Below are 19689 nucleotides of genomic sequence, written 5' to 3' on the forward strand. Positions count from 1 at the left end.
GCACCCTTATAAAATGCGCTCGTGGTCCAATGGATATGACGTAGGCCTCCGGAGCCTGAGATCGAGGTTCAATTCCTCGCGAGCGCGCCATCCTTATTCACAACGACGAACTAACGCCTGGAGCCGCACGAACGGTTACACGCGTTTTTATTTTTCTCTCGTTTGACCTTTCTTGACCTTTGGCGTTTTTTTCGTTATGATGAGTTTAATTCCAATTCGAATTGGAGCATACTTGTTCCATAAAGGAGGCATGGCCATGAGTTTCATTCCAATGGTTGTCGAGCAGGATGCACGGGGGGAACGCGGATACGACATCTATTCCCGTTTGCTGAAGGACCGCATTATTTTTCTGGGAACGCCGGTGAACGACGCTGTGGCGAATGCCATTATCGCGCAGCTGCTGTTCTTGGCCGCTCAGGATGCTGATAAAGATATCCACCTGTACATCAACAGCCCGGGCGGATCGATCACGGCAGGCATGGCCATCTTCGATACGATGCAGTTCATCAAGCCCGACGTCTCCACGATCTGCGTAGGGATGGCGGCTTCCATGGGCGCATTCCTGCTCGCCGCAGGCGCCAAGGGCAAACGTTACGCGTTGCCGAACAGCGAAGTGATGATCCACCAGCCGCTTGGCGGCGCCGAAGGCCAAGCGAGCGACATCGAGATTCGCGCCAAGCGGATCATCAAGCTGCGCGACAAGCTGAACGGCATTCTCGCCGAACGCTCGGGTCAACCGCTGGCTCGGATCGACAAGGATACCGACCGCGACTACTTCATGAGCGCCGACGAAGCACAGGCCTACGGCTTGATCGACAAGGTCGTGTCCTCGATCTAATCAGCAGTGCGCGTGTGACGACAAGAAACCCCCGACCTTCAACTTCAGGTCGGGGGTTTAGTTGTCTATGGGCATAGGGAGCAGCATCTGACCCAAGAAGGAGCTTTGATCGTTTGCTACTTGATATCGTCCAGCGGATAGAAGATCAAATCCATCGGGAACGCCGAGCCGGCCGGCGGGGTGAACTCGATGTCGAGATACGGCTCCTCGCCCGTCGTGCGGTGCATAATCTGGATCTGCTCGAACGCAACCACGACACCGGACGGCGGCGCCATCACGAACTCGCCGTTGAACTTGAACGGTCCTTTGAACGCTCCACCGCGCGCAATCAGCAGCACCACCATCTTGCGCGGCTTCTCGATGCGGATGTGGTAGTTCACCCCGTAGTTGCCGTCTTCCTGTACGTTTTTCTTCAGGAATACGTCATACCCCGGTTGGAACGGATCGCTGATGTTGTCCCCGAACACGAGGCGCGACGGCTTGCTGAAATGACTGCCATCCACATCCCACCGTTTCTCGGACATAGGGAACGTCCCGCGCACGTGACCGTCCGAAGGCAACGGGTAGTACAGCGTTGGATACAGCGAGGTCGGCGTCTCGATGACCGAGTCCATCGCCATAAACGAGAACTGGATCTCCCCGTCCGTCTCCACATCATAGATCACGTTCACGCCTTGGCCGGGCCAGAAGTCCGGCATCTGTACGTATGTGCGTGTAGCTCCCGGAGGAATCGTCAGCTTCTCGTCGTACTTGTCCTTCAGCAGAAACTCCACCGAAGCTTCATGCCCGATCAGATGCGCATAGATGGAAGGATACACTTCGCCTTTGTTCGTCGTGCGGATTGTCACCGGCGTCTTGCCCGGATTCGTCGCCATAATGACGAACTGCATTTTCTCCTTCATGCCATTCATATGCGCCGCGTACAGTCTGCCCTTGCCGTTGATCTTGTCCTGATACAGGATGCCCTTCTCGGTAATCGTCTCCGGGCTATTGCTCACCAGCATTGTGCGCGACTTGTCTTCCGTCACCTTCTTAGTCAACTCGGGCAGCTCGAGGAAATGCGCGTACAGTGTCGGCCAGTCGGCGCGAATGAACGAATTGAGCGGGGCGGTATACAGCTTGCGCTGCAGATCGGTCGCGAACAACGTGCGGTTCTCCACCTCGACATAGCGCGAATACGTATCGCTCATTTTGCCGGAGCCGTCCGTTACTTTCAGACTGACTAAATATTTGCCAGGTTTATAAAACGCCTCTGCCTTGCCTGTCCAAATGTGATTCAAGCCTTCGGCGTCAGGATCGTAGCTTAAGTCGATATACTTGATCTCTTCCCCGATGCGATACACTTCCTTGCCGAACGTAAAGCGTGCCACCGGCTTGGAGTTGCTCCCCGGGTCGTTCGTCAGTGTCTGCGGTCGTTTCACATATGTAACTTCGATCTGCTTGTTGGCCGTGTTATACGAGTATTTGGCGCCCAGGTAGTCGTTCAGCCACATGTAGTTCATCATCAAATTGTCTTTGTACAACCGGACCGCTGATGCATACAAAATCGCCTTGCCGTTCACCAGTACGGTCTTGCCTACTGTGTCGATCTCGATCTTCGTTGTCGCCGTCCCGATCTCGAGCTTCTTCGTCTTGTCGTTCGTCTTGAACTCGAAGCCCATATGATCGGCCAAAAACTTCACCGGCACATACCAGTCGCTGCCATCCTTCATGGCACCCGGCGTGTTCAGGTTGTACTTTTGCCCATCGACCGTCGCGACCTGCTCGTTCTCCTTCAGTACGATCGACATCGTTGTCGACGACACGCCTGCATTCGCCCTCGGTTCCGCCACATAGCCCAGCAGCAATACCGCTACGAGCAGCCATGGCGCCACTCTCATCCATTTCCGCTTGTTCACCGTCTTCTCTCCACTCTCTCCTATGTAGATAGTCCCAATTATTAGACGCGCCAGATTGGAAAAGGTTGCATCTTCGACACGATCTGCCCCAACCCGACAACTCCGCTTTTCATCAGCATTGTCTACACGGCCCAAAGGCGTAGTATGCCCCGAATGCGCTAGGTTACTCTCTTGGGCGGGAGGCGAGTGGCGATAGGTTAGCAGCGAGAGGCGGATGGCGGGAGGCGAGTGGCGATAGGTTAGCGGCGAGAGGCGGGTGGCAGGTGGCGGCGAATAGTTTGCGAACATTGTGCGGCGGTGGTTGGTTGGGCATTATTGGTGCTGGAGAGCGAGCGGCGAGTGGTTGGCTGGGCATTGGCGGTGGTGGAGGATTAGCAGCGAATGGTTGGCGGCGGTAGTTGGTTGGGCATTGGCGGTGGTGGAGGGTGCGTGGCGAGTGACCGACCGGTGCTGGCATCACCCTCAGCCGCAGCAGCAGGCCCTACTATGGCCCTTGCCTCCCGCGCAATTCAAAAACCCGGTCCCACACCGGGACCGGGCTCAACACCATCAAGGAATCGGATTGTCCCAACCCGCCCGCGCCCGCGCAGGAGCAAACAAAAACAGCGCTCCCCTCAAGGAAGCGCGGCTCTTATTGGTTTTCGAGTTCTTCCTTGCCGACGAGTGCGACTAAAGCGGTTACAGCCTGCTCGGAATCCGAGCCCTCTGCACTAATGTGGACTTCCGTGCCGGAGCTGATCGCCAAGCTCATGATGCCCATGATGCTCTTGGCATTCACCTTCTTGTCGTCCTTCTCCACGAAAATTTCCGATGAGAACTTGTTCGCCTCTTGTACGAATAAAGCTGCCGGTCTGGCGTGGAGCCCCGTTCTGAGCTTAACGACTGCTGGTCGTCTAGTCATTGACGCCTATACCCCCTACATCTATCACTTGTTTCAATGTACCCTGTCGGAATCTGTGTCTAGTCGCATCGTGTGACGGTTCACGTTTCTTATTATGTTATTATACCATTTTTCATGAATCTGTAAAAGAAAACGTTGGCAATTTCGCATCGCCTTGAGAATTTCTTACTTTCTCGGCCAATTCGTCGAGCTTCCGCAACCGATGGTTGACCCCGGATTTGCTGACGCCGCCTTTGAGCATCTCGCCGACTTCCTTCAGATTCATGTCCGAATGCTGCAGCCGAATCTCGGCCACCTCGCGCAATTTGTCCGGCAAGCTCTCCAGCCCGACCGTCTTCTGCAGCAGCCGGATGTTGTCGATCTGGCGCACGGCGGCCCCGATCGTCTTGTTCAGGTTCGCCGTCTCGCAGTTGACGATCCGATTGACGGAGTTGCGCATGTCCTTCATGATCCGGACGTCCTCGAACCGCAGCAGCGCCTGATGCGCCCCGATCAGGTTGAGGAACTGAATGATCCGCTCCCCTTCCTTCATATAAAGGACAAAGCCTTTCTTGCGCTCGATGCAGCGAGCGTTCAGGTCGAACCGGTTCGCAAGCCGGCACAGCGCCTGGCAATGCTCCTCATACATCGAAGCGATCTCCAGATGGTACGAAGTACCTTCGGGATTGTTGACCGACCCGCCGGCCATAAAAGCTCCGCGCAAGTAAGCCTTGCGGCAACAGCTGCCTCGTACGATCCGCTTGTCGATGCCCGGCGTAAACTGAAACCCTTCGGACACGATGTACAGATCGGACAAAATTTCTTGCACCTGTCCGGGAAGCCGCACGATGTACACGTTGTTTTTCTTCAGACGCATCTTCTTGCGGACGAACAGCTCGGTGTGGATCGCATACATCTTCTTGAGCAAGGAGTAAATCCGTCGGGCGATCGCCGCATTCTCAGTCGAGATGTCGAGAACGATACGCTGATTGGTCAGCTGCACGGTGCCGTTCATACGGATCAGTGCCGCCAGCTCGGCCCGCTCGCAGCACGGCTCAGCTTCGATCATAGTCAGCTCTTTCTTCGTTTGCGCTGCAAAGGACAACGGAATTCACCTCTTTCTAACCATCCAGCTTTCCACCAGTTGATAAATATGATGGCTGAGTCGTTCGGCGTCATGCCGCAAATAAGTGCGGAACAGCACAAGTCGATCAGCAACGACCTTGTACCCGCGGCGAGTCAGCTCCTCCATGTCGACATGGACGGCCTTCGCGCCTTTCTCCGCGTATTTATGCTGAACCTGAGGAGGAATCTCCCCATTATTGACTATGACATAATCGAATAAATGATGCCCTACATGCTCATAGATCGCTCGCAAATGATCCCCGACGGAATAATCGTCCGTCTCCCCCGGCTGCGTCATGACGTTGCAGACGAAAATCTTGACCGCTTCGGCGGCCATAATCGCATCGGCCAGCTCCTTGACGAGCAGGTTCGGCAGGATGCTCGTGAACAGGCTGCCCGGGCCGATCAGGATCGCATCGGCCTCGCGAATCGCCTCCACCGCTTCCGCCAGCGGAGACACATCCGGCGGCTCAATGAACACGCGCTTGATCTTGCCGCCGGCCTTCGGGATGCTCGACTCGCCCTCCACGATCGTGCCGTCGGCCATCTCCGCCTTCAGCACGATCTCCTGGTCGCTCGCCGGCAGCACACGGCCGCGGACGGCGAAGACGCGGCTCATCTCCTTCACCCCGGTGACGAAATCACCGGTGATCTCCTTCATCGCGGCGAGGATCAAATTGCCGAGGCTGTGCCCGGCCAGCGCGGAGCCCGCGCTGAAGCGGTGCTGGAGCATCTGCGCGAGCAGAGGCTCCACATCGGCGAGGGAGATAAGCACGTTGCGAATATCGCCCGGAGGCGGCATCTGCAGCTCCGTGCGCAGAATGCCGGAGCTGCCCCCATCGTCAGCCACCGTGACGATGGCCGTAATGGCGAGCGGCTTCTCCTTCAAGCCGCGGAGCATCACCGAGAGGCCGGTCCCGCCGCCGATCACGACGATCTTGGGCAGCTCTTCGTGACGCTCGAGGGTCATCGGCCCACCTCCGGACGGCGATCCCGTTCGGCGTCGCGATGGCTGACCCGCACGACTTCCGTCTCGCTGGTGCCGAGACGTTTGCCCAAGTACTCGGCGATCGCCACGGAGCGGTGTTTGCCTCCCGTGCAGCCGATGCCGACAACGACCTGACTTTTGCCTTCCTTCGCATACTGCGGAATGAGGAACTGCAGCATGTCGACGAGCTTCACGAGAAACTGCTGCGTCTCCGACCATTTCATCACATAATCGTACACGTCGGGATCCATACCCGTGTTCGGGCGCAGATGCTCCACATAGTGCGGATTCGGCAGAAATCGAACGTCGAAGATCAGATCGGCGTCAATCGGGACGCCGTACTTGAAGCCGAAGGAAATGACGTTCACGGAGATGCCCGACCGACCGATATTCGTGAATCGATCGATAATCCGCTCTTTCAGCTCGCTTGGCTTCAGGTTGCTCGTGTCGATGACCTGCGTCGCTAACCCTTTCAGCTCCTCGAGTAGCTTGCGCTCGAGCTGAATGCCGTCGAGCGGAAGCCCTTCGGGTGCCAGAGGGTGGCGCCGGCGGCTCTCCTTGTACCGCTGGACGAGCAGCGCATCGGTCGCGTCCAGGAACAAGATTTCGTACGTAATCGTGTAGTTCTCTTGGATCGTGCGGAGCGATTCGGACAGAGCCGTGAAAAACTCGCGGCCGCGCAAGTCGATCACGAGCGCCACCTTGCCGATGCGCCCCTGCGACTGGTCGATCAATTCGGCGAACTTCGGAATGAGAACAGGCGGCAAATTGTCGACGCAGAAAAACCCCAAATCCTCGAGACTCTGTACGGCAATCGTCTTACCCGCCCCCGACATGCCGGTAATAATGACCAGCTTAGCCGCTGAGCTTATATCTTCAGCATGCATCATCCTTAAGCTCCCCTCTCCCAAGAGGTTAGTTGAGATTCAGGCCGGCCGCACCGACGATGCCGGCATCGTTGCCGAGCTGAGCCGGTACGATATCGACGCCTTCCGCGAAGGCGGGCGGCACATTCAACTTGTATACCTTGCGAATCTCGTCGAACAGGATGTCGCCGGCCCGCGAGACGCCTCCGCCGATGATGAACCGCTGCGGGTTCAGCACGACCGCTACGGCCGCCATCGCCTTGGCCAAGTAATGGGCGGCGCGTTTGACGATCCGAAGCGCCACTTCGTCGCCTTCCTTCGCGGCGTCGAATACATCCTTCGCCATGAGGGTGGACAGCTCGGACAGCGAGGTCGCTTCCCCGCGTCCTACGGCGTCCTTGGCCATGCGGATAATGCCGGTGGCGGAAGACACCGTCTCCACGCAACCGATCTGCCCGCAGCCGCATTGAATCGCTTCCAGATCCGGCACTACTTTAATATGACCGAGCTCCGCCGCCATGCCGCGGAAGCCTTCTACTATTTTCCCGTTGATAATAACCCCGCCGCCAACGCCGGTCCCCAGCGTCAGACAGACGACATGCGCCACGCCGCGGCCCGCGCCGCTCCAGGCTTCGCCGAGTGCCGCCACGTTCGCGTCGTTGTTGATCCGCACCGGGCAGCCCAGGCGCTCTTCCAGCTCTCGCTTGACCTCTACGTTATCCCAATCGAGATTCGCAGAACGGATGACGATGCCGCTCTCCAAGTCGATGAACCCGGCGATTCCGGCCCCAACTCCGGCTACTTGTTCCCATGTATAGGAGGAGTCGGACACAATCTGCTTCACATATTGCGCGATTCGATCGAGCACAACTTGAGGGCCCTCTTCCGTTCCCGTCGGTCCCTCGTAAGTATGCAGCAGCGTTCCCTGCTCATCGCACAGACCGACCTTGATACTCGTTCCACCCAAGTCTACGCCGACATAAATCTTTCCCGACATTCCCTTGTCACCTCTAAAATAATAATAGGATGCAATGCTTCTGTTCCAACTATAAGCCAACCCTATCGGAAGGTCAAGCCGAGCGGAGCCGCCGGAGAAGCAGAGGAATCCCCATCAGCATGGCGCCGAAGGGGATTCTATCTGCTCCGCAAGACGGACCCAAGCCCCGCTGGTACGGGGATCGACGTCTTACTTGTTCAGCGATTGGCTCCAATCGTGAACCGCTTGGCCTTCCAGAAACTTCTCGCAATCGAGCGCCGCCATACAGCCGCTTCCCGCCGCCGTAACCGCCTGGCGGTACCGGTGATCCTGCACGTCGCCGCAGGCGAATACGCCTGGAATGTTCGTCTCGCACGTACCCGGCTTGACGACCAGGTAGCCGTTCTCGTCCGTCTCGAGCTGGCCGCCCAGGAACGCCGTGTTCGGCGTGTGGCCGATCGCGACGAAGATGCCGTCGGTCTCGAGCAGCTCTTCCTCGCCGGTCGCGTTGTTGCGCACCTTCAACGCCGTGACGCCCTTCTCGCCCGCTACGACTTCCAGCGGCGTCCGGTTCAGGCTCCACGCCACCTTCGCGTTGCCGCGCGCGCGGTCTTGCATGATCTTCGAGGCGCGAAGCTCATCGCGACGATGAACGAGACGCACTTCCGAAGCGAACCGCGTCAGGAAGTTCGCTTCCTCCATGGCGGAGTCGCCGCCGCCTACGACGATGATCTTCTTCCCGCGGAAGAAGAAGCCGTCGCATGTCGCGCAGGTGCTGACGCCCCGGCCGATGTTCACGCGCTCGCCCTCGATGCCGAGCAGCTTGGCGGAGGCGCCGGTCGAGATGATCAGCGTCTCGGCCTTCAGCTCATGGCCGCCCTCGAGCTTCAGGGTGAACGGACGCCGCGACAGATCGACTTCGTTGATCCAGCCGGTGCGGAATTCGGCGCCGAAGCGCTCCGCTTGCTTGCGCATGTTGTCCATCAACTCAGGACCCATGATCCCTTCCGGGAATCCCGGGAAATTCTCAACCTCGGTCGTCGTCGTCAATTGACCGCCCGGCTCCGGGCCTTCGATGACGAGCGGCTTCAGGTTCGCGCGCGCCAAGTAGATGGCGGCGGTAAGCCCGGCCGGTCCGGTACCGACTACAATGCTATGGTAGGTGGTGCTGCTCATGCGATTCACGGCTCCTTCTATAGAAAATCTATCTCAATTCCGAACGGTTCAGCTTCGGCAAAATTTCATCCATCTTGGCCTTCAGGCCGCAAGCGTCGTCGATCGTCTTCACATGTTTGCTCACGGTCGCCGTCGAGATGCCATAGCGAGCCGCCACCTCATGATATGAGATTTGACGGCGATGCATCTTGGCGGTCAAATATTCTAGCGCCGCCGCCCAGCCGTCGATCTTCGTAATCTTCGGCACGCTCGGGTACATCCGGGTGAGGAATTCCACCCACAGCGTCTCGAGATCATGCTGCTGAATCATATCGTAGCGCTTCTCCATCATCTGGAGCGCACGCTCCATAACCGCCTGCCATTGATCCTTCCAATCCGGAAGATTAGGCGACCATGGGGTCGATTCTAGCACGGTGCGTTTGCCTTGCATCTGCACTTGAATCGGTTCTTCCGCTCGCATACTGCGGAGCACGAACACAGCTACTTTCTTCAAATATTCGTCTTCCTTCGGATCAAGCACGAACTCCCGCAGCGCATCCTCGACTTCGCTGTCGGCGATGACGCCGAACGCTTGGATGACCTGCAGTTTGGTGTCCGCATCGCCATGGCGAAGCGCCCAGAAGAACGAGGACCGTACGAGCGGATCGCGGCGCAGATGTTCGGGAATGCCGTCCTGCGACGATTCCAGCACGCGGAATTGCTCCTCGAACGGCAGATGGTAGTGGTAGCTGACCGCCATCGTCTCGCCCGGCTTCGTTTCCTTCAGCTGGTTGAGGTAATAAGGCGCCACGTCCGTGCCGGGATCGAGCTTCTCGACCGTCCGCCACAGCTTCGCGGCTTCCCCGCTGCGGCCGATATGATAGGCGGCCACCGCCGTGTAATGGTATAAGCACGGGTCGAGCCCGGATTCGCTGCTCTTCAGCAGCCGGCGGAACAGCCGATAGGCCGTCTCATGCTCGGACAAGATGCCCATCGTCGTAGCGAGCTTGAACACATGATCATGGTGGATCGGGAATGTCTTGCGCAGCTGCACGAGCAACCGCTGGAGCTCTTCCTTCTCCCCGTTGTGCTGATGGAAGATCGCGACGTTGCACAGCGCATGCAAATTGCCCGGATCGTGCTCCAACACTTGCCGGATCGTCTCCATCGACTTGTCGAACAAGCCCATGTAGTAATACGCCAGCGCCAAGTTGTTGCGAGCCGCCAGGAAGTCCGGGGCGTGCTTCACGATTTTCTCCAGCAGTCGGACGGCTTCGGAAAACTTGCCCTCCTCGAGCAGCGCCCGCGCCCGATCGTGCTCGATCATGCCCTCGCGGCTCTTGATCGACGTCAGCCGAGTAGAACGGCCCAGCTCATAGCTGAGCAGCTCCATCATCTCCTCGGCTTCCTCCAAGTAATGGCCGTTCGGGTCCTGCTCCAAGTAACGGATCAACATTTCCTCCGCCTGCTCGTAGTCTTCCATATTCGCGAAATTGTTCGCCAAATAGAAATAACACTCCGTCATGGTCGGATCGATCTGTTCCACTATATGGGATAAAATCCGGTTCGACTCCTCGAAGTTACCAGTCTCCGAGAGCACGCCGGCTAAATTGCAGTGATTGACGGGATTGTCGGGCTCGTAGTCCACGGCCTTGCGAAAATACTTCAAGGCTTTGTCATAGTGGTGCCGATCCAAGGACTGTACCGCTCTCTCGAAAAAGAAAGTGGCGTCCATCCGGATCGATACGACGTTGCGCGGCTTTCTATCGGCCACAAGCTTTTTCTTAGCCAAGGGTTAGTGACACCTCCAGTGACATACTTCCCTTCAGTATACCACAGTTGCCTGCGAGAACCTACTGGGAAAGCACCCTATGACAGCCTCCTAGACGCCGCCGTACTTGAACAACGTGCTGATCGAGCCGCCTTGTATGATGATGCGGATCGCATCGGAGAACAGATGGGCGAGCGACAGCACCTTGAACCGCGACGGAGCGTGATCCGGCAGCGCGATCGAATCGGTGATGATGACCTCGCGGATGTTCGGGTGGTCGAGCCGCTTGATGGCCGGATCCGTGAAGACCGGGTGGGTCGCCGCTACATAAGCATCTCCCGCTCCGCGTTCCTTTAATCCTTCGACAACCTTGACGATTGTGCCGCCGGTGTCGATCAAGTCCTCGATGATGACCGGGGTGCGGCCTTCGACGTCGCCGATGACGTGGGTGATCGTCGCTTCGTTGTGCGCGTAACGCTTCTTGATCATGATCGCGAACGGCGCGTTCAGGATGTTGGCGAGATTCTCCGCTGTCGTAGCGCGCCCTGCATCCGGCGATACGACGACCAAATTCGGGATGTTCTTGCTGCGGATGTAGTCGCTGATCATATCCGTTGCAGTGAGATGGTCCATCGGTATGTTGAAGAAGCCCTGGATGGCCGGCGCGTGCAGGTCCACGGTCAAGATGCGGGTCGCCCCTGCGGTTGTGAGGAGGTCCGCCACCAGCTTGGCCGAGATCGGCTCTCGCGGAGCGGCTTTGCGTTCTTGTCGGGAGTAACCGTAATAAGGCACGACCAAGTTGATCGTCCGTGCCGATGCCCGCCGGGCGGCGTCCATCATAATCAGCAGCTCCATCATGTGGTCATTGACCGGATGGTTGAATGTCTGCACCAGGAACACGTCGCAATTGCGGATCGTTTCTTCATAGTGGCAGTAAATTTCCCCGCTCTTGAAGCGCGACAGCTTGATCTTGCCGAGAGGTACGCCCAGCTCGGTACAGATGGCCTCCGCAAGTTTCGGATTGGACGATCCGCTAAAAATTTTACAATTGTCCGTGTACATGGTAACCCCCTAGAGTTGTGCGGGAAACGCCGGCCCCGCCAATGAATTGCAGCTTCTTGAATGTTCAGTTTCATTATAACGGTTCGACAATCATTTTCAAAAGGAAACGATCACGATGTCGAATTTTTGTAACATTCAACGAAGGTTATACGGCACACTTCCATAATATTGCCCAGTCAGCCGGCAAACCAATGAAAAAAGCCCTCGACCGTCGCAATCGTACGACATAGTCGGGGCTTGTTATGGAGGCGACGCCGGCCAACACTAGCCGAGCGCGACCGGTTCGCCGCTAGCCGAAGAGCGGTACACCGCGTCGATCAGCCGCTGCAGCTCAAGCGCCTGCTGCAGCGTCGTGCGCGGCGCCCGCCTCTCGCGGATCGCGCCGGCGAAGTCTGCCAGCAGCCGCACCTGCAGCTGCTCGAACGTCTCGGCGCCGGACCACAGGACGGATGGCTCTACGCCACCTTCATCCCCATACTGGTACAGGATGACTGAATTTTGCGGACCCGGCACGATCGGGGCGACCAACCCGCCGTGCTCCCCGATGAACCGCCAAGCCGCCTCTTGCGGACCTACCAGATATTCGCCCTGCTCGAGCAGGAACACCGGCGCATCCGCCTCGCGGAATCGTATATGGGCCGTGCTGTAGGTCTCCCCGACGGAACCAGACACCACATGATCGGCGAACAGCCCGCTGAGTCCCCAAGCGTGGCCGGCAATCGACCGGGGACGCAGCCCCCAGCCGTCCATCATCCCGAACCCGTAGTCCAATATATACGTGCCCAGGTTCGTCAAACTCCCGCCGCCGTTCAGCGCGGGGTTCAACCGCCAAGGCGGCGGCAGCTTGCCGGGTTCGGGCTTCGGTTTGGCCGGCAACAGCCAGCGAACCGAGACGGAGCGCAGCCGCCCCAGCGTGCCGGCGTCCAGCACGCGCTTCACAGCCGCGGCAGACTCCATAAACCGCAAGCGCGACGAGCAGCCGGCCGCCACAACCCCGGAAGCGTGCGCAGCGCCAACCAGCTTCTCCGCTTCCGCCAGCGTCAGCGCAACCGGCTTCTCGAGCAGCACATGTTTGCCCAGCGCCATCGCCCGAAGCGCCAGCTCAGTCTTAAAAGCAGACGGCGGCACCGCGAACACTACCGCATCCACGTTCTCGTCCGCCACCATCTCCTCTGCGGAGCCGTAGCTTGCGGGTACCCCAAACTGTTCGACCGCTGCCTGTGCCGCCTCCCGATTCAAGTCGGCCACCGCGTGCACGACCAAGTCCTCTTTCAGTGAAGCCGCCGCTTTCAAGTAAACCCGCCCCATCACGCCGCAGCCGACTATCCCTACGGAAACCGCCCGTTTCTCGCCGCTCCCACCGTTCATCCTATCCGTACCGCTCATCCTGATCGCAGCCTTTCCTCGCCACTCTGATATCCGCATCCTCCGTACCCGTCTTACCCGCAGTACCCGCACGCGCACCTGTACCCTTTCTCCCGCATGCCTCTATTCTTCCGTTCTCCTTCCAGTACTCGCCATCCCTTGCTTGCTTCCTACTCTTCCGTCCCCGTCCGGCCTTTCTGGTAATTGCCCGGCGTATAGCCCGTCACTTTCTTGAACGCGCTGATAAATGTTTTGCTCTGCATAAACCCTACCCGCTCGGCCACATCCTGCACCGTCGCACCGGTTTCCTTCATCAGCCTCGAAGCCTGCTCGACGCGTACGCCGTTGACATAGTCGACGAACTTAATTCCATATTCTTCCTTGAACAACCGGCTGATCGAGCTCGGGTGAAGTCGGAACGCATCGGCTAACAGAGCCTGGGACAAATTCGGATTCGCGAAATGCTCGTCTATAAACTTCTTCACATCCTGCAGGATGGCGCGGTTGGACTTCGATTCTCTCCACCCGCGAATGCGCTCCGACACGACCTGCAGCGACTCGCAGAGCCTTTCGCCGATGTCGGTCAACGTCTCCCCTTGATTCAGAGCCTGCTCCAACCGAACGCTCTCGCTGAGCCAAACCGGCTCCAGCTCCTGCGGCAGATCAGCCATCTTGTGCTGGATGTGGAACAGCAGGACGGACAGCAGGCTGCGCACCTGCTCGCCGTTGAACGAGCCGGCCTGCAGCGCGGCAAACAAACGGCCGAGATCGTCCTCCCAAATCTCACCGAGCCGCAAAGATCGGCTGATCTCCTCAATCCGCTGCAGCTCCCTTACCGTATTCGGCTGCTCGATAACCGGGAGGTCCCGCTCCGTAATAATTCGGTTCAATCCAAGAGACACTTTATAGGAAAGCGCCTGACGCGCGGTCTGGAACGAAACCGAGATCGCCTCGATCCGTTCGACTGCCGTACCTACAGCTATGGTGACAGTCAACGGCAGCTCGCCTGCCAAGCGGCGACGCGCTTGCTCCATCACGAGCATAAGCTGCTCTTCCCCGTCGCGGCCATCCTGCTGAATGACAATAGCGCCAAGCCAGCTGTCGGACAACCATTCGGACGAAGCCGACAAACCATGATCAAGCATACACCGGTCCCATTCCGCCTGCAGTCGCTCCTTCATTGCCTGGAGGTCAGCGTCGCTATAACCGCCGACCCAGCGGGCTTCGTACTGATCCAATTCAACCAGCACGGCCGTCGGACGTCCGCTATCGAGCCGCAGCTCGAACAGCTCCTCTTCCAGGACACCATAGAAAGAGGACCGCTCGAAGCGCCCTTCCGCCAGCCGGCGGAAATGATGCTCCCGCTTGAACTTCAGATTGCGCTCGTTTTCTTGCTCCAATTGGTGGGAATGGCTCCACAGCTGATCCAGCGCCTTGCCGATCGCATGGAATTCATCGCGCTTGCCGCCGGCGGGAGCGTCGTCGCCGGTGGGAGCATCGTCGCCGCCGGACTTCTTCAAAGCCAGCGACCCGATCTGCTGAACGAGCCGCTGCACGGGCCGGTAGTGCCTGCGGGTCGCGAACACCATCCATACCAGTCCGAGCAGGATGCACCCGCCGCCGATCGAGATCGCCAAATACAGCACCGGTTCCGCCCAGCTCAGCAATCCTGGCTGCAGCACACCGCTTTCTATGGTCCACTCTGTGTAGCTCATCGGCACGGCAGCCAGCTTCTTCGTCTCCTTGCCATACATTCCCGGGAGAAGCGTGGAGCTGATCTCAATTCCCTGTGCATCCACTACCCTCAAATAACCGGAGCTCGGATTCACCGTCTGACCCAGCATCCTCTGCAAGGAAGCGGTACTCACTTGAACGACAAGCAAGCCGGATGTCCGCAGGTCGGACAAGCGGGCCAGCGAGATCACATCGATCGTCTCGGATTCGGACGCGCCCGGTGCTGCAATCGTACGGCGATCGCCCCAGACGAACCGTTTCTCTTCTTTTCTTTTCGCTTCAATATAAGCCAGGTCTTTATAGCGGTCCAGCTCCACAATCGAGGTTGCCTCAAGCACCTTCCTCTCCCCGGGCTTAACCAGATAGAGCGAGTGGATCAGCGGAAATCGGGTTTGCAAGCCGGTCAGCGCAGTGGCCGCCTGGTAAGCGCTTGCTTGGAAAAAATCATCAGGCCCATTATAATAACCGGCTATGCGAGCATCGCTCTGAATGAGCTGGAACATGCCGTTCTCGATGTCAAGGAGGGATTGATCCAGGTTTCGTGCGGCATTCTGGGCCACCGTCTCTCCCGATTGCAGGGAGGATCGTTCGGACAGCTGTCGAACAGTAAGAAACAGGATGAATAGCAAAGTCAGACAGACGGCCAGAAAAACAGGCATGTAAGAAAACAGCATTCGGTAGAACCAGTTCCTTCTCATGTCGTCTTCGTCCCTCCTCAATCAGACTTGAACTTATTATCAAGCGTCCGCCAGGTTGCGTCAAGACCAATATAGCGCTTTCAAAAATACGGAATCCCGCAAAAACGAGCTATAGGCAACTCTCTTCCTCCTCCCTTACGATAAGCACACAGCCAGATGGCCACTGAGCACTTCAAACTTTATACAGGGGGAATCAAGAATGTATCCAACGACGAATCGCTCGAAATGGAAAGTATGGACTTCGCTGGCATTAGCCGTAACGGTCCTCAGCGCATGCGGGTCAAACGAAGGATCCGGCAGTGCCAGTCCAAGCGTCTCTCCGTCAGCAGGGGCATCCGCCAAGCCGGCGCAGAAAGAGAAGCTGGAGTTGAAATGGTTTATCGACGGACCGGCGAGCTCGCAGTTGCCTGGCGCACAGGACGATTTTGTGAAGAAAACAATCGAAGAGAAGTTCAATGTGAAGCTGACCGTCGACTACATGGTGCTCGGGCAAGACTACATCAACAAAGTGAACGCCCAGCTCACCGCGAACGATCCGCCGGATATGTGGAGAGACGCGAACGGGGATGGCGGGCAAAAGTATGCGCTTGACGGCGTCTTGGCCGACATTAGTAAATTCGTAACGCCTCAGACGATGCCGAACTATTTCAAATATTGGGTCGATGAGAAGACATTCGCCGGTTATCAAATTCAAGGCAAGACGGTTCGCGCCCCGATCCCTTACAGCAAAGAACTGTATCGCGCCTGGTACATCCGCAAGGACTGGCTCGACAAGCTTGGACTGTCCGTTCCGAAAACATATGACGAGTATTTGAACGTTTTGCGCGCCTTTACGAACAACGACCCTGACGGCAACGGTAAAAAAGACACATACGGCTTCACGACGGCGGCCGGCGGCGACGGGATCGGGCTTGAATGGCCGGAATATTGGAAAAACGGGTTGATTTTCGCAACCTTCCTGGAAAACGGGAAATTTATCGACATGCAGACCGATGCTCGAGTGGAGCAAGTGTTGACCGATATAGCCAAGGTTATCGCGGAAGGCGTCGTCGATCCGGACTGGTTCCTGAACAAAGCCCCTCAGCATACCGACAAGGCCGCTCAAGGCAAGGTCGGGGTCGTGCAAGGCGCGACAAAAGATTTCGCTTACGACTCCAATCCGCAGAGCATCCAGACGAAAACCAAAGCGTTGTTCCCGAATGCGAACTGGGTTCCATTCACTCCATTCGGCAGCCACCCGATCCAATCGGGCATCGCCCCGGGCTCTCCGTTCTTGTTCTACAAGACGGTAGCGGAGAAATCGCCTGAGAAAGTGGCGCGGTCGGTGGAAATTCTGGACTGGCTCTCGAGTGAAGAAGGCTACATCCTGACGCACTATGGGCAGGAAAACAAACATTATACGCGCAGCGGGTCTACGCTGACGCTCAAGCCGGAAGCCATCACCGCCGACATCACGAGCAAGGGCGACTGGCTGTCCATCTGGGACTTCTTCACCCCGGCTACGCCTAACGTATTCGGACTCACGATCGTCGATCCGAAGCAGACCGACCGGGACCGCTCGATCGAGAAGACGATCAACAGCATTCCGTCCGCCCCTTACCTGGGCACGAGCTTGATTGCTCCGACCGGGTTCGACTTGGCCACCTTCCGCAAGCGTCAGCGCGAGCTGCAAGCGAAAGCGATCTTCGAGGATAAATCGGGCAAAAACTGGCCGGCCTACCGCGAAGAGCTCATAACCAAGTACAACGGGAAAGCGCTCTTCGACGCGTATGCGGAGCAGATCAAAGCGGCAGGATTGGCGAAATAACATCTCATAGCAGCACCAATAAGCACCCTTGACTCCTCCATCTTGATGAAGAAGGTCAAGGGTGCTTTTCATATACATATCCCATTTACACCAATCCGTAGGAGGCTCGATGTAATGAAATGCAAGCGCTTCACAGTGTTCGTTCTCTGCCTGCTGCTTACCGTCGGACTGCTCCTTTAGCTAGTTGCGGCCCAGGACCCGGGCATTGACCGTTTCCTATCGACAGACCAGAGCTTGAACTATGGCAGAGGTTTGTCGGTGCAGATGCGATAGAAAACCACCCCAAGCCCTGATTAGGGTTTGGGGTGGTTTTTCGTGGGTCACTATTTAGGAAGCTATTACTCTTTCGACTTGCTCTTGCTCACATGACGACGGTCCAGCTCGGCCATAATGTCGTCTAGCGATAGCCGCTGCTCGCGCAGCAACACGAGCAGGTGGAAGATGAGGTCGCTCGCTTCGTAACGCAGTTCATCGTTGTCGCGGTTTTTGGCGGCGATGATCACTTCCGCGGCTTCTTCGCCGACCTTCTTCAAAATTTTGTCGACACCTTTCTCGAACAGGTACGTCGTGTACGCGCCTTCCGGACGTTCCGCATCGCGCTGGGCAATGACGGACTCCAGCTTGGACAGGATGTCGAAGCGACCCGGTTGGCCCGGAACCGCGCATACGTCTACGTCAGGCGAACCGAGGGTAATGAAGCCGGTTGGCGCAGCGGCCGATGCTTCTGCAGGTGAGGCGGATACCGCAACAGCTTGGCCGGTACCGGCGATTTCCGCCGAGAAGCAGCTGTATTTGCCCGTATGGCAAGCCGGTCCCACTTGATCAACCAGTACGAGCAGAGTATCGCCGTCGCAATCGTAACGGACCGACTTCACCTTCTGGATATGGCCCGAGGTTGCTCCTTTGTTCCACAGCTCACCCCGCGAGCGGCTCCAGAACCAGGTTTGCCCCGTCTCGATCGTCCGTCCAAGCGAATCTTCGTTCATATACGCGAGCATCAGCACTTCCTTGCTGACCGCATCCTGTACCACGGTCGGTACGAGGCCGTTCCCGTCCCATTTAATGGCGGAACGCCAGTTCGTATCTCTTTCCGCTATCATCGAACCTCAACCCCTTTCCGTCTCAAATCGGCTTTCACATCGTCTATCGTCATTTCTTTGTAGTGGAAAATCGTAGCCGCCAGCCCCGCATCCGCCTTGCCTTCGGCGAAGACGTCATAGAAGTCGGACACTTTGCCGGCGCCGCCCGAGGCGATAACCGGAATACGAACCCGCTCCGACACCGCACGCGTTAGCGGCAGGTCGAAACCGTCCTTCGTCCCGTCGGCGTCCATGCTGGTGAGCAGCAGCTCCCCTGCGCCGAGCCGCTCGACCTCGCTCACCCAATCCAGCGCCTTGATGCCCGTAGCGTTGCGGCCCCCGTGCGTGTACACTTCCCATTCGCCCCACGATGGGTTGAATCTAGCGTCGATCGCGACGACAATGCACTGCGAGCCGAACTTCGATGCGCCATCCGCTACGAGCCGAGGGTTCTTAACCGCCGCCGTATTGATGCCGATCTTATCCGCTCCGGCGCGAAGTAGCCGCTTCATATCGTCCACACTCGCAATCCCGCCGCCGACTGTGAACGGAATCGTAATTTCGCCCGCCGTTTTTCTCACAACCTCGACCATCGTCGCCCGTCCCTCGAAGGAAGCGGAGATGTCCAGGAACACCAGCTCATCCGCGCCTTCCCCGTCATAGGTCGCCGCCAGCTCCACCGGATCGCCCGCATCGCGCAGGTTCACGAAGTTGACGCCTTTCACCACCCGGCCGTCCTTCACGTCCAAGCAAGGTATGACTCGTTTGGCCAACATAGTTATCTCTCCCCATCGCCGTCCGGTTTTCCCCGACCGTTCGTCTTTATAGCGCCACTCGATTGTCCACCAGCTTAAGAAATTGATTGAGCAGCTGCATGCCGAGCGGACCGCTTTTCTCCGGATGGAACTGCATGCCGAACACGTTGCCGCGCCCGACGATCGCCGTCACCGGCTGATAATAGTCCGTCACGGCCAGCAGATCCGCAGGCTGCTCCGGCTTCGCATGGTACGAGTGGACGAAATACACATGGCCCTCTTCCAGCCCTTCGAACAACGGATGATTCGGTTGGCGGAATTCGAGCTTGTTCCAGCCCATATGCGGCACCTTGTAGTCGCCGCGGAACCGTTCCACTCGGCCGGGCAGCAGGTTCAGCCCTTCGTTGCGGCCATACTCCTCGCTCTCGGAGAACAGCAGCTGCATGCCGAGGCAGATGCCGAGCAGCGGCTTGCCGGACTGTGCGTAGTAGCGGACGGCGTCGCCGAGTCCCGTCTCCCGCAGATTGTGCATCGCATCGCCGAAGGCGCCGACGCCCGGCAGGATCGCTCCGTCCGCCTGTAGCAGCTCGTTCTCGTCGGACGTCACGATAGCGTTCGTGACGCCGAGCCGCTCGACCGCCTTGCTGACGCTATGCAGGTTGCCCATGCCGTAATCGATAATGGCGATCACG

Annotated in this window: 16 protein-coding genes and 1 tRNA gene; 3 read left to right on the top strand and 14 right to left on the bottom strand. The window is 57.9% G+C overall.

Features of this window, described 5'->3' with window-relative positions:
* Window positions 1-15 precede the first annotated feature (15 nt).
* Both PKO02S_RS12360 and clpP read left to right on the top strand, forming a co-directional pair.
* Window positions 16-90: transfer RNA gene (locus PKO02S_RS12360), tRNA-Arg, on the top strand.
* Between the two features lie 166 nt (window positions 91-256).
* Window positions 257-838, top strand: coding sequence for an ATP-dependent Clp endopeptidase proteolytic subunit ClpP (gene clpP, locus PKO02S_RS12365; protein ID WP_127583157.1), 582 nt, complete (start codon window positions 257-259; stop codon window positions 836-838).
* Between the two features lie 116 nt (window positions 839-954).
* Here the strand turns inward: clpP and PKO02S_RS12370 are convergent, their stop codons facing one another.
* The 11 genes from PKO02S_RS12370 to PKO02S_RS12420 all read right to left on the bottom strand — a co-directional run bounded on the left by PKO02S_RS12370 (window position 955) and on the right by PKO02S_RS12420 (window position 15356).
* Window positions 955-2736 carry a stalk domain-containing protein gene (locus PKO02S_RS12370; protein WP_246066955.1) on the bottom strand — a complete coding sequence of 594 codons (1782 nt, stop codon included), beginning with the start codon at window positions 2734-2736 and terminating at the stop codon, window positions 955-957.
* 631 nt (window positions 2737-3367) lie between these two features.
* Window positions 3368-3637, bottom strand: coding sequence for an HPr family phosphocarrier protein (locus tag PKO02S_RS12375; RefSeq protein WP_127583159.1), 270 nt, complete (start codon window positions 3635-3637; stop codon window positions 3368-3370).
* Window positions 3638-3749: 112 nt separating this feature from the next.
* A complete protein-coding gene (gene whiA, locus PKO02S_RS12380) occupies window positions 3750-4721 on the bottom strand; it encodes a DNA-binding protein WhiA (RefSeq protein ID WP_127583162.1) in 972 nt (323 codons plus the stop codon).
* A 6-nt stretch (window positions 4722-4727) separates the two neighbouring features.
* The gene (gene mgfK / locus PKO02S_RS12385; protein ID WP_127583164.1) at window positions 4728-5711 is read right to left on the bottom strand and encodes a gluconeogenesis morphogenetic factor MgfK; all 984 of its coding nucleotides are present in this window, start codon (window positions 5709-5711) and stop codon (window positions 4728-4730) included.
* Window positions 5708-6619, bottom strand: coding sequence for an RNase adapter RapZ (gene rapZ / locus PKO02S_RS12390; RefSeq protein WP_127583166.1), 912 nt, complete (start codon window positions 6617-6619; stop codon window positions 5708-5710). The genes mgfK and rapZ overlap by 4 nt, the downstream gene beginning before the upstream one ends.
* Before the next feature lie 25 nt (window positions 6620-6644).
* Complete coding sequence (locus tag PKO02S_RS12395; RefSeq protein ID WP_127583168.1) at window positions 6645-7592, bottom strand: ROK family glucokinase; 948 nt, start codon at window positions 7590-7592, stop codon at window positions 6645-6647.
* Between the two features lie 189 nt (window positions 7593-7781).
* Window positions 7782-8747, bottom strand: a complete 966-nt coding sequence (trxB, locus tag PKO02S_RS12400) for a thioredoxin-disulfide reductase (RefSeq protein WP_127583170.1) — start codon at window positions 8745-8747, stop codon at window positions 7782-7784.
* 28 nt (window positions 8748-8775) lie between these two features.
* A complete protein-coding gene (locus PKO02S_RS12405) occupies window positions 8776-10518 on the bottom strand; it encodes a tetratricopeptide repeat protein (RefSeq protein ID WP_373865208.1) in 1743 nt (580 codons plus the stop codon).
* A gap of 90 nt (window positions 10519-10608) precedes the next feature.
* The gene (locus PKO02S_RS12410) at window positions 10609-11559 is read right to left on the bottom strand and encodes a ribose-phosphate diphosphokinase (RefSeq protein WP_127583172.1); all 951 of its coding nucleotides are present in this window, start codon (window positions 11557-11559) and stop codon (window positions 10609-10611) included.
* Between the two features lie 264 nt (window positions 11560-11823).
* Window positions 11824-12945, bottom strand: a complete 1122-nt coding sequence (locus tag PKO02S_RS12415; RefSeq protein ID WP_164821416.1) for a Gfo/Idh/MocA family protein — start codon at window positions 12943-12945, stop codon at window positions 11824-11826.
* Window positions 12946-13094: 149 nt separating this feature from the next.
* Window positions 13095-15356 (bottom strand): helix-turn-helix domain-containing protein, encoded by a 2262-nt coding sequence (locus PKO02S_RS12420; RefSeq protein WP_127583176.1) that lies wholly within the window; start codon window positions 15354-15356, stop codon window positions 13095-13097.
* Window positions 15357-15555: 199 nt separating this feature from the next.
* Here PKO02S_RS12420 and PKO02S_RS12425 point away from each other — a divergent pair, with 199 nt between their 5' ends.
* Complete coding sequence (locus tag PKO02S_RS12425) at window positions 15556-17163, top strand: type 2 periplasmic-binding domain-containing protein (protein ID WP_127583178.1); 1608 nt, start codon at window positions 15556-15558, stop codon at window positions 17161-17163.
* A 338-nt stretch (window positions 17164-17501) separates the two neighbouring features.
* Here the strand turns inward: PKO02S_RS12425 and hisIE are convergent, their stop codons facing one another.
* Genes hisIE through hisH form a run of 3 tightly spaced genes read right to left on the bottom strand, consistent with a single transcriptional unit; the run spans window position 17502 to window position 19688 of the window.
* Window positions 17502-18263 carry a bifunctional phosphoribosyl-AMP cyclohydrolase/phosphoribosyl-ATP diphosphatase HisIE gene (gene hisIE, locus PKO02S_RS12430; RefSeq protein WP_127583180.1) on the bottom strand — a complete coding sequence of 254 codons (762 nt, stop codon included), beginning with the start codon at window positions 18261-18263 and terminating at the stop codon, window positions 17502-17504.
* Window positions 18260-19018, bottom strand: coding sequence for an imidazole glycerol phosphate synthase subunit HisF (gene hisF, locus PKO02S_RS12435; protein ID WP_127583182.1), 759 nt, complete (start codon window positions 19016-19018; stop codon window positions 18260-18262). The genes hisIE and hisF overlap by 4 nt, the downstream gene beginning before the upstream one ends.
* Window positions 19019-19064: 46 nt before the next feature.
* Window positions 19065-19688: an imidazole glycerol phosphate synthase subunit HisH gene (hisH, locus tag PKO02S_RS12440; protein ID WP_127583184.1), complete on the bottom strand. Its 624-nt coding sequence runs from the start codon at window positions 19686-19688 to the stop codon at window positions 19065-19067.
* Between the last annotated feature and the right edge of the window lies 1 nt (window position 19689).

This window comes from Paenibacillus koleovorans NBRC 103111 (assembly GCF_004000845.1).
GTDB classification, from domain to species: domain Bacteria; phylum Bacillota; class Bacilli; order Paenibacillales; family NBRC-103111; genus Paenibacillus_AA; species Paenibacillus_AA koleovorans.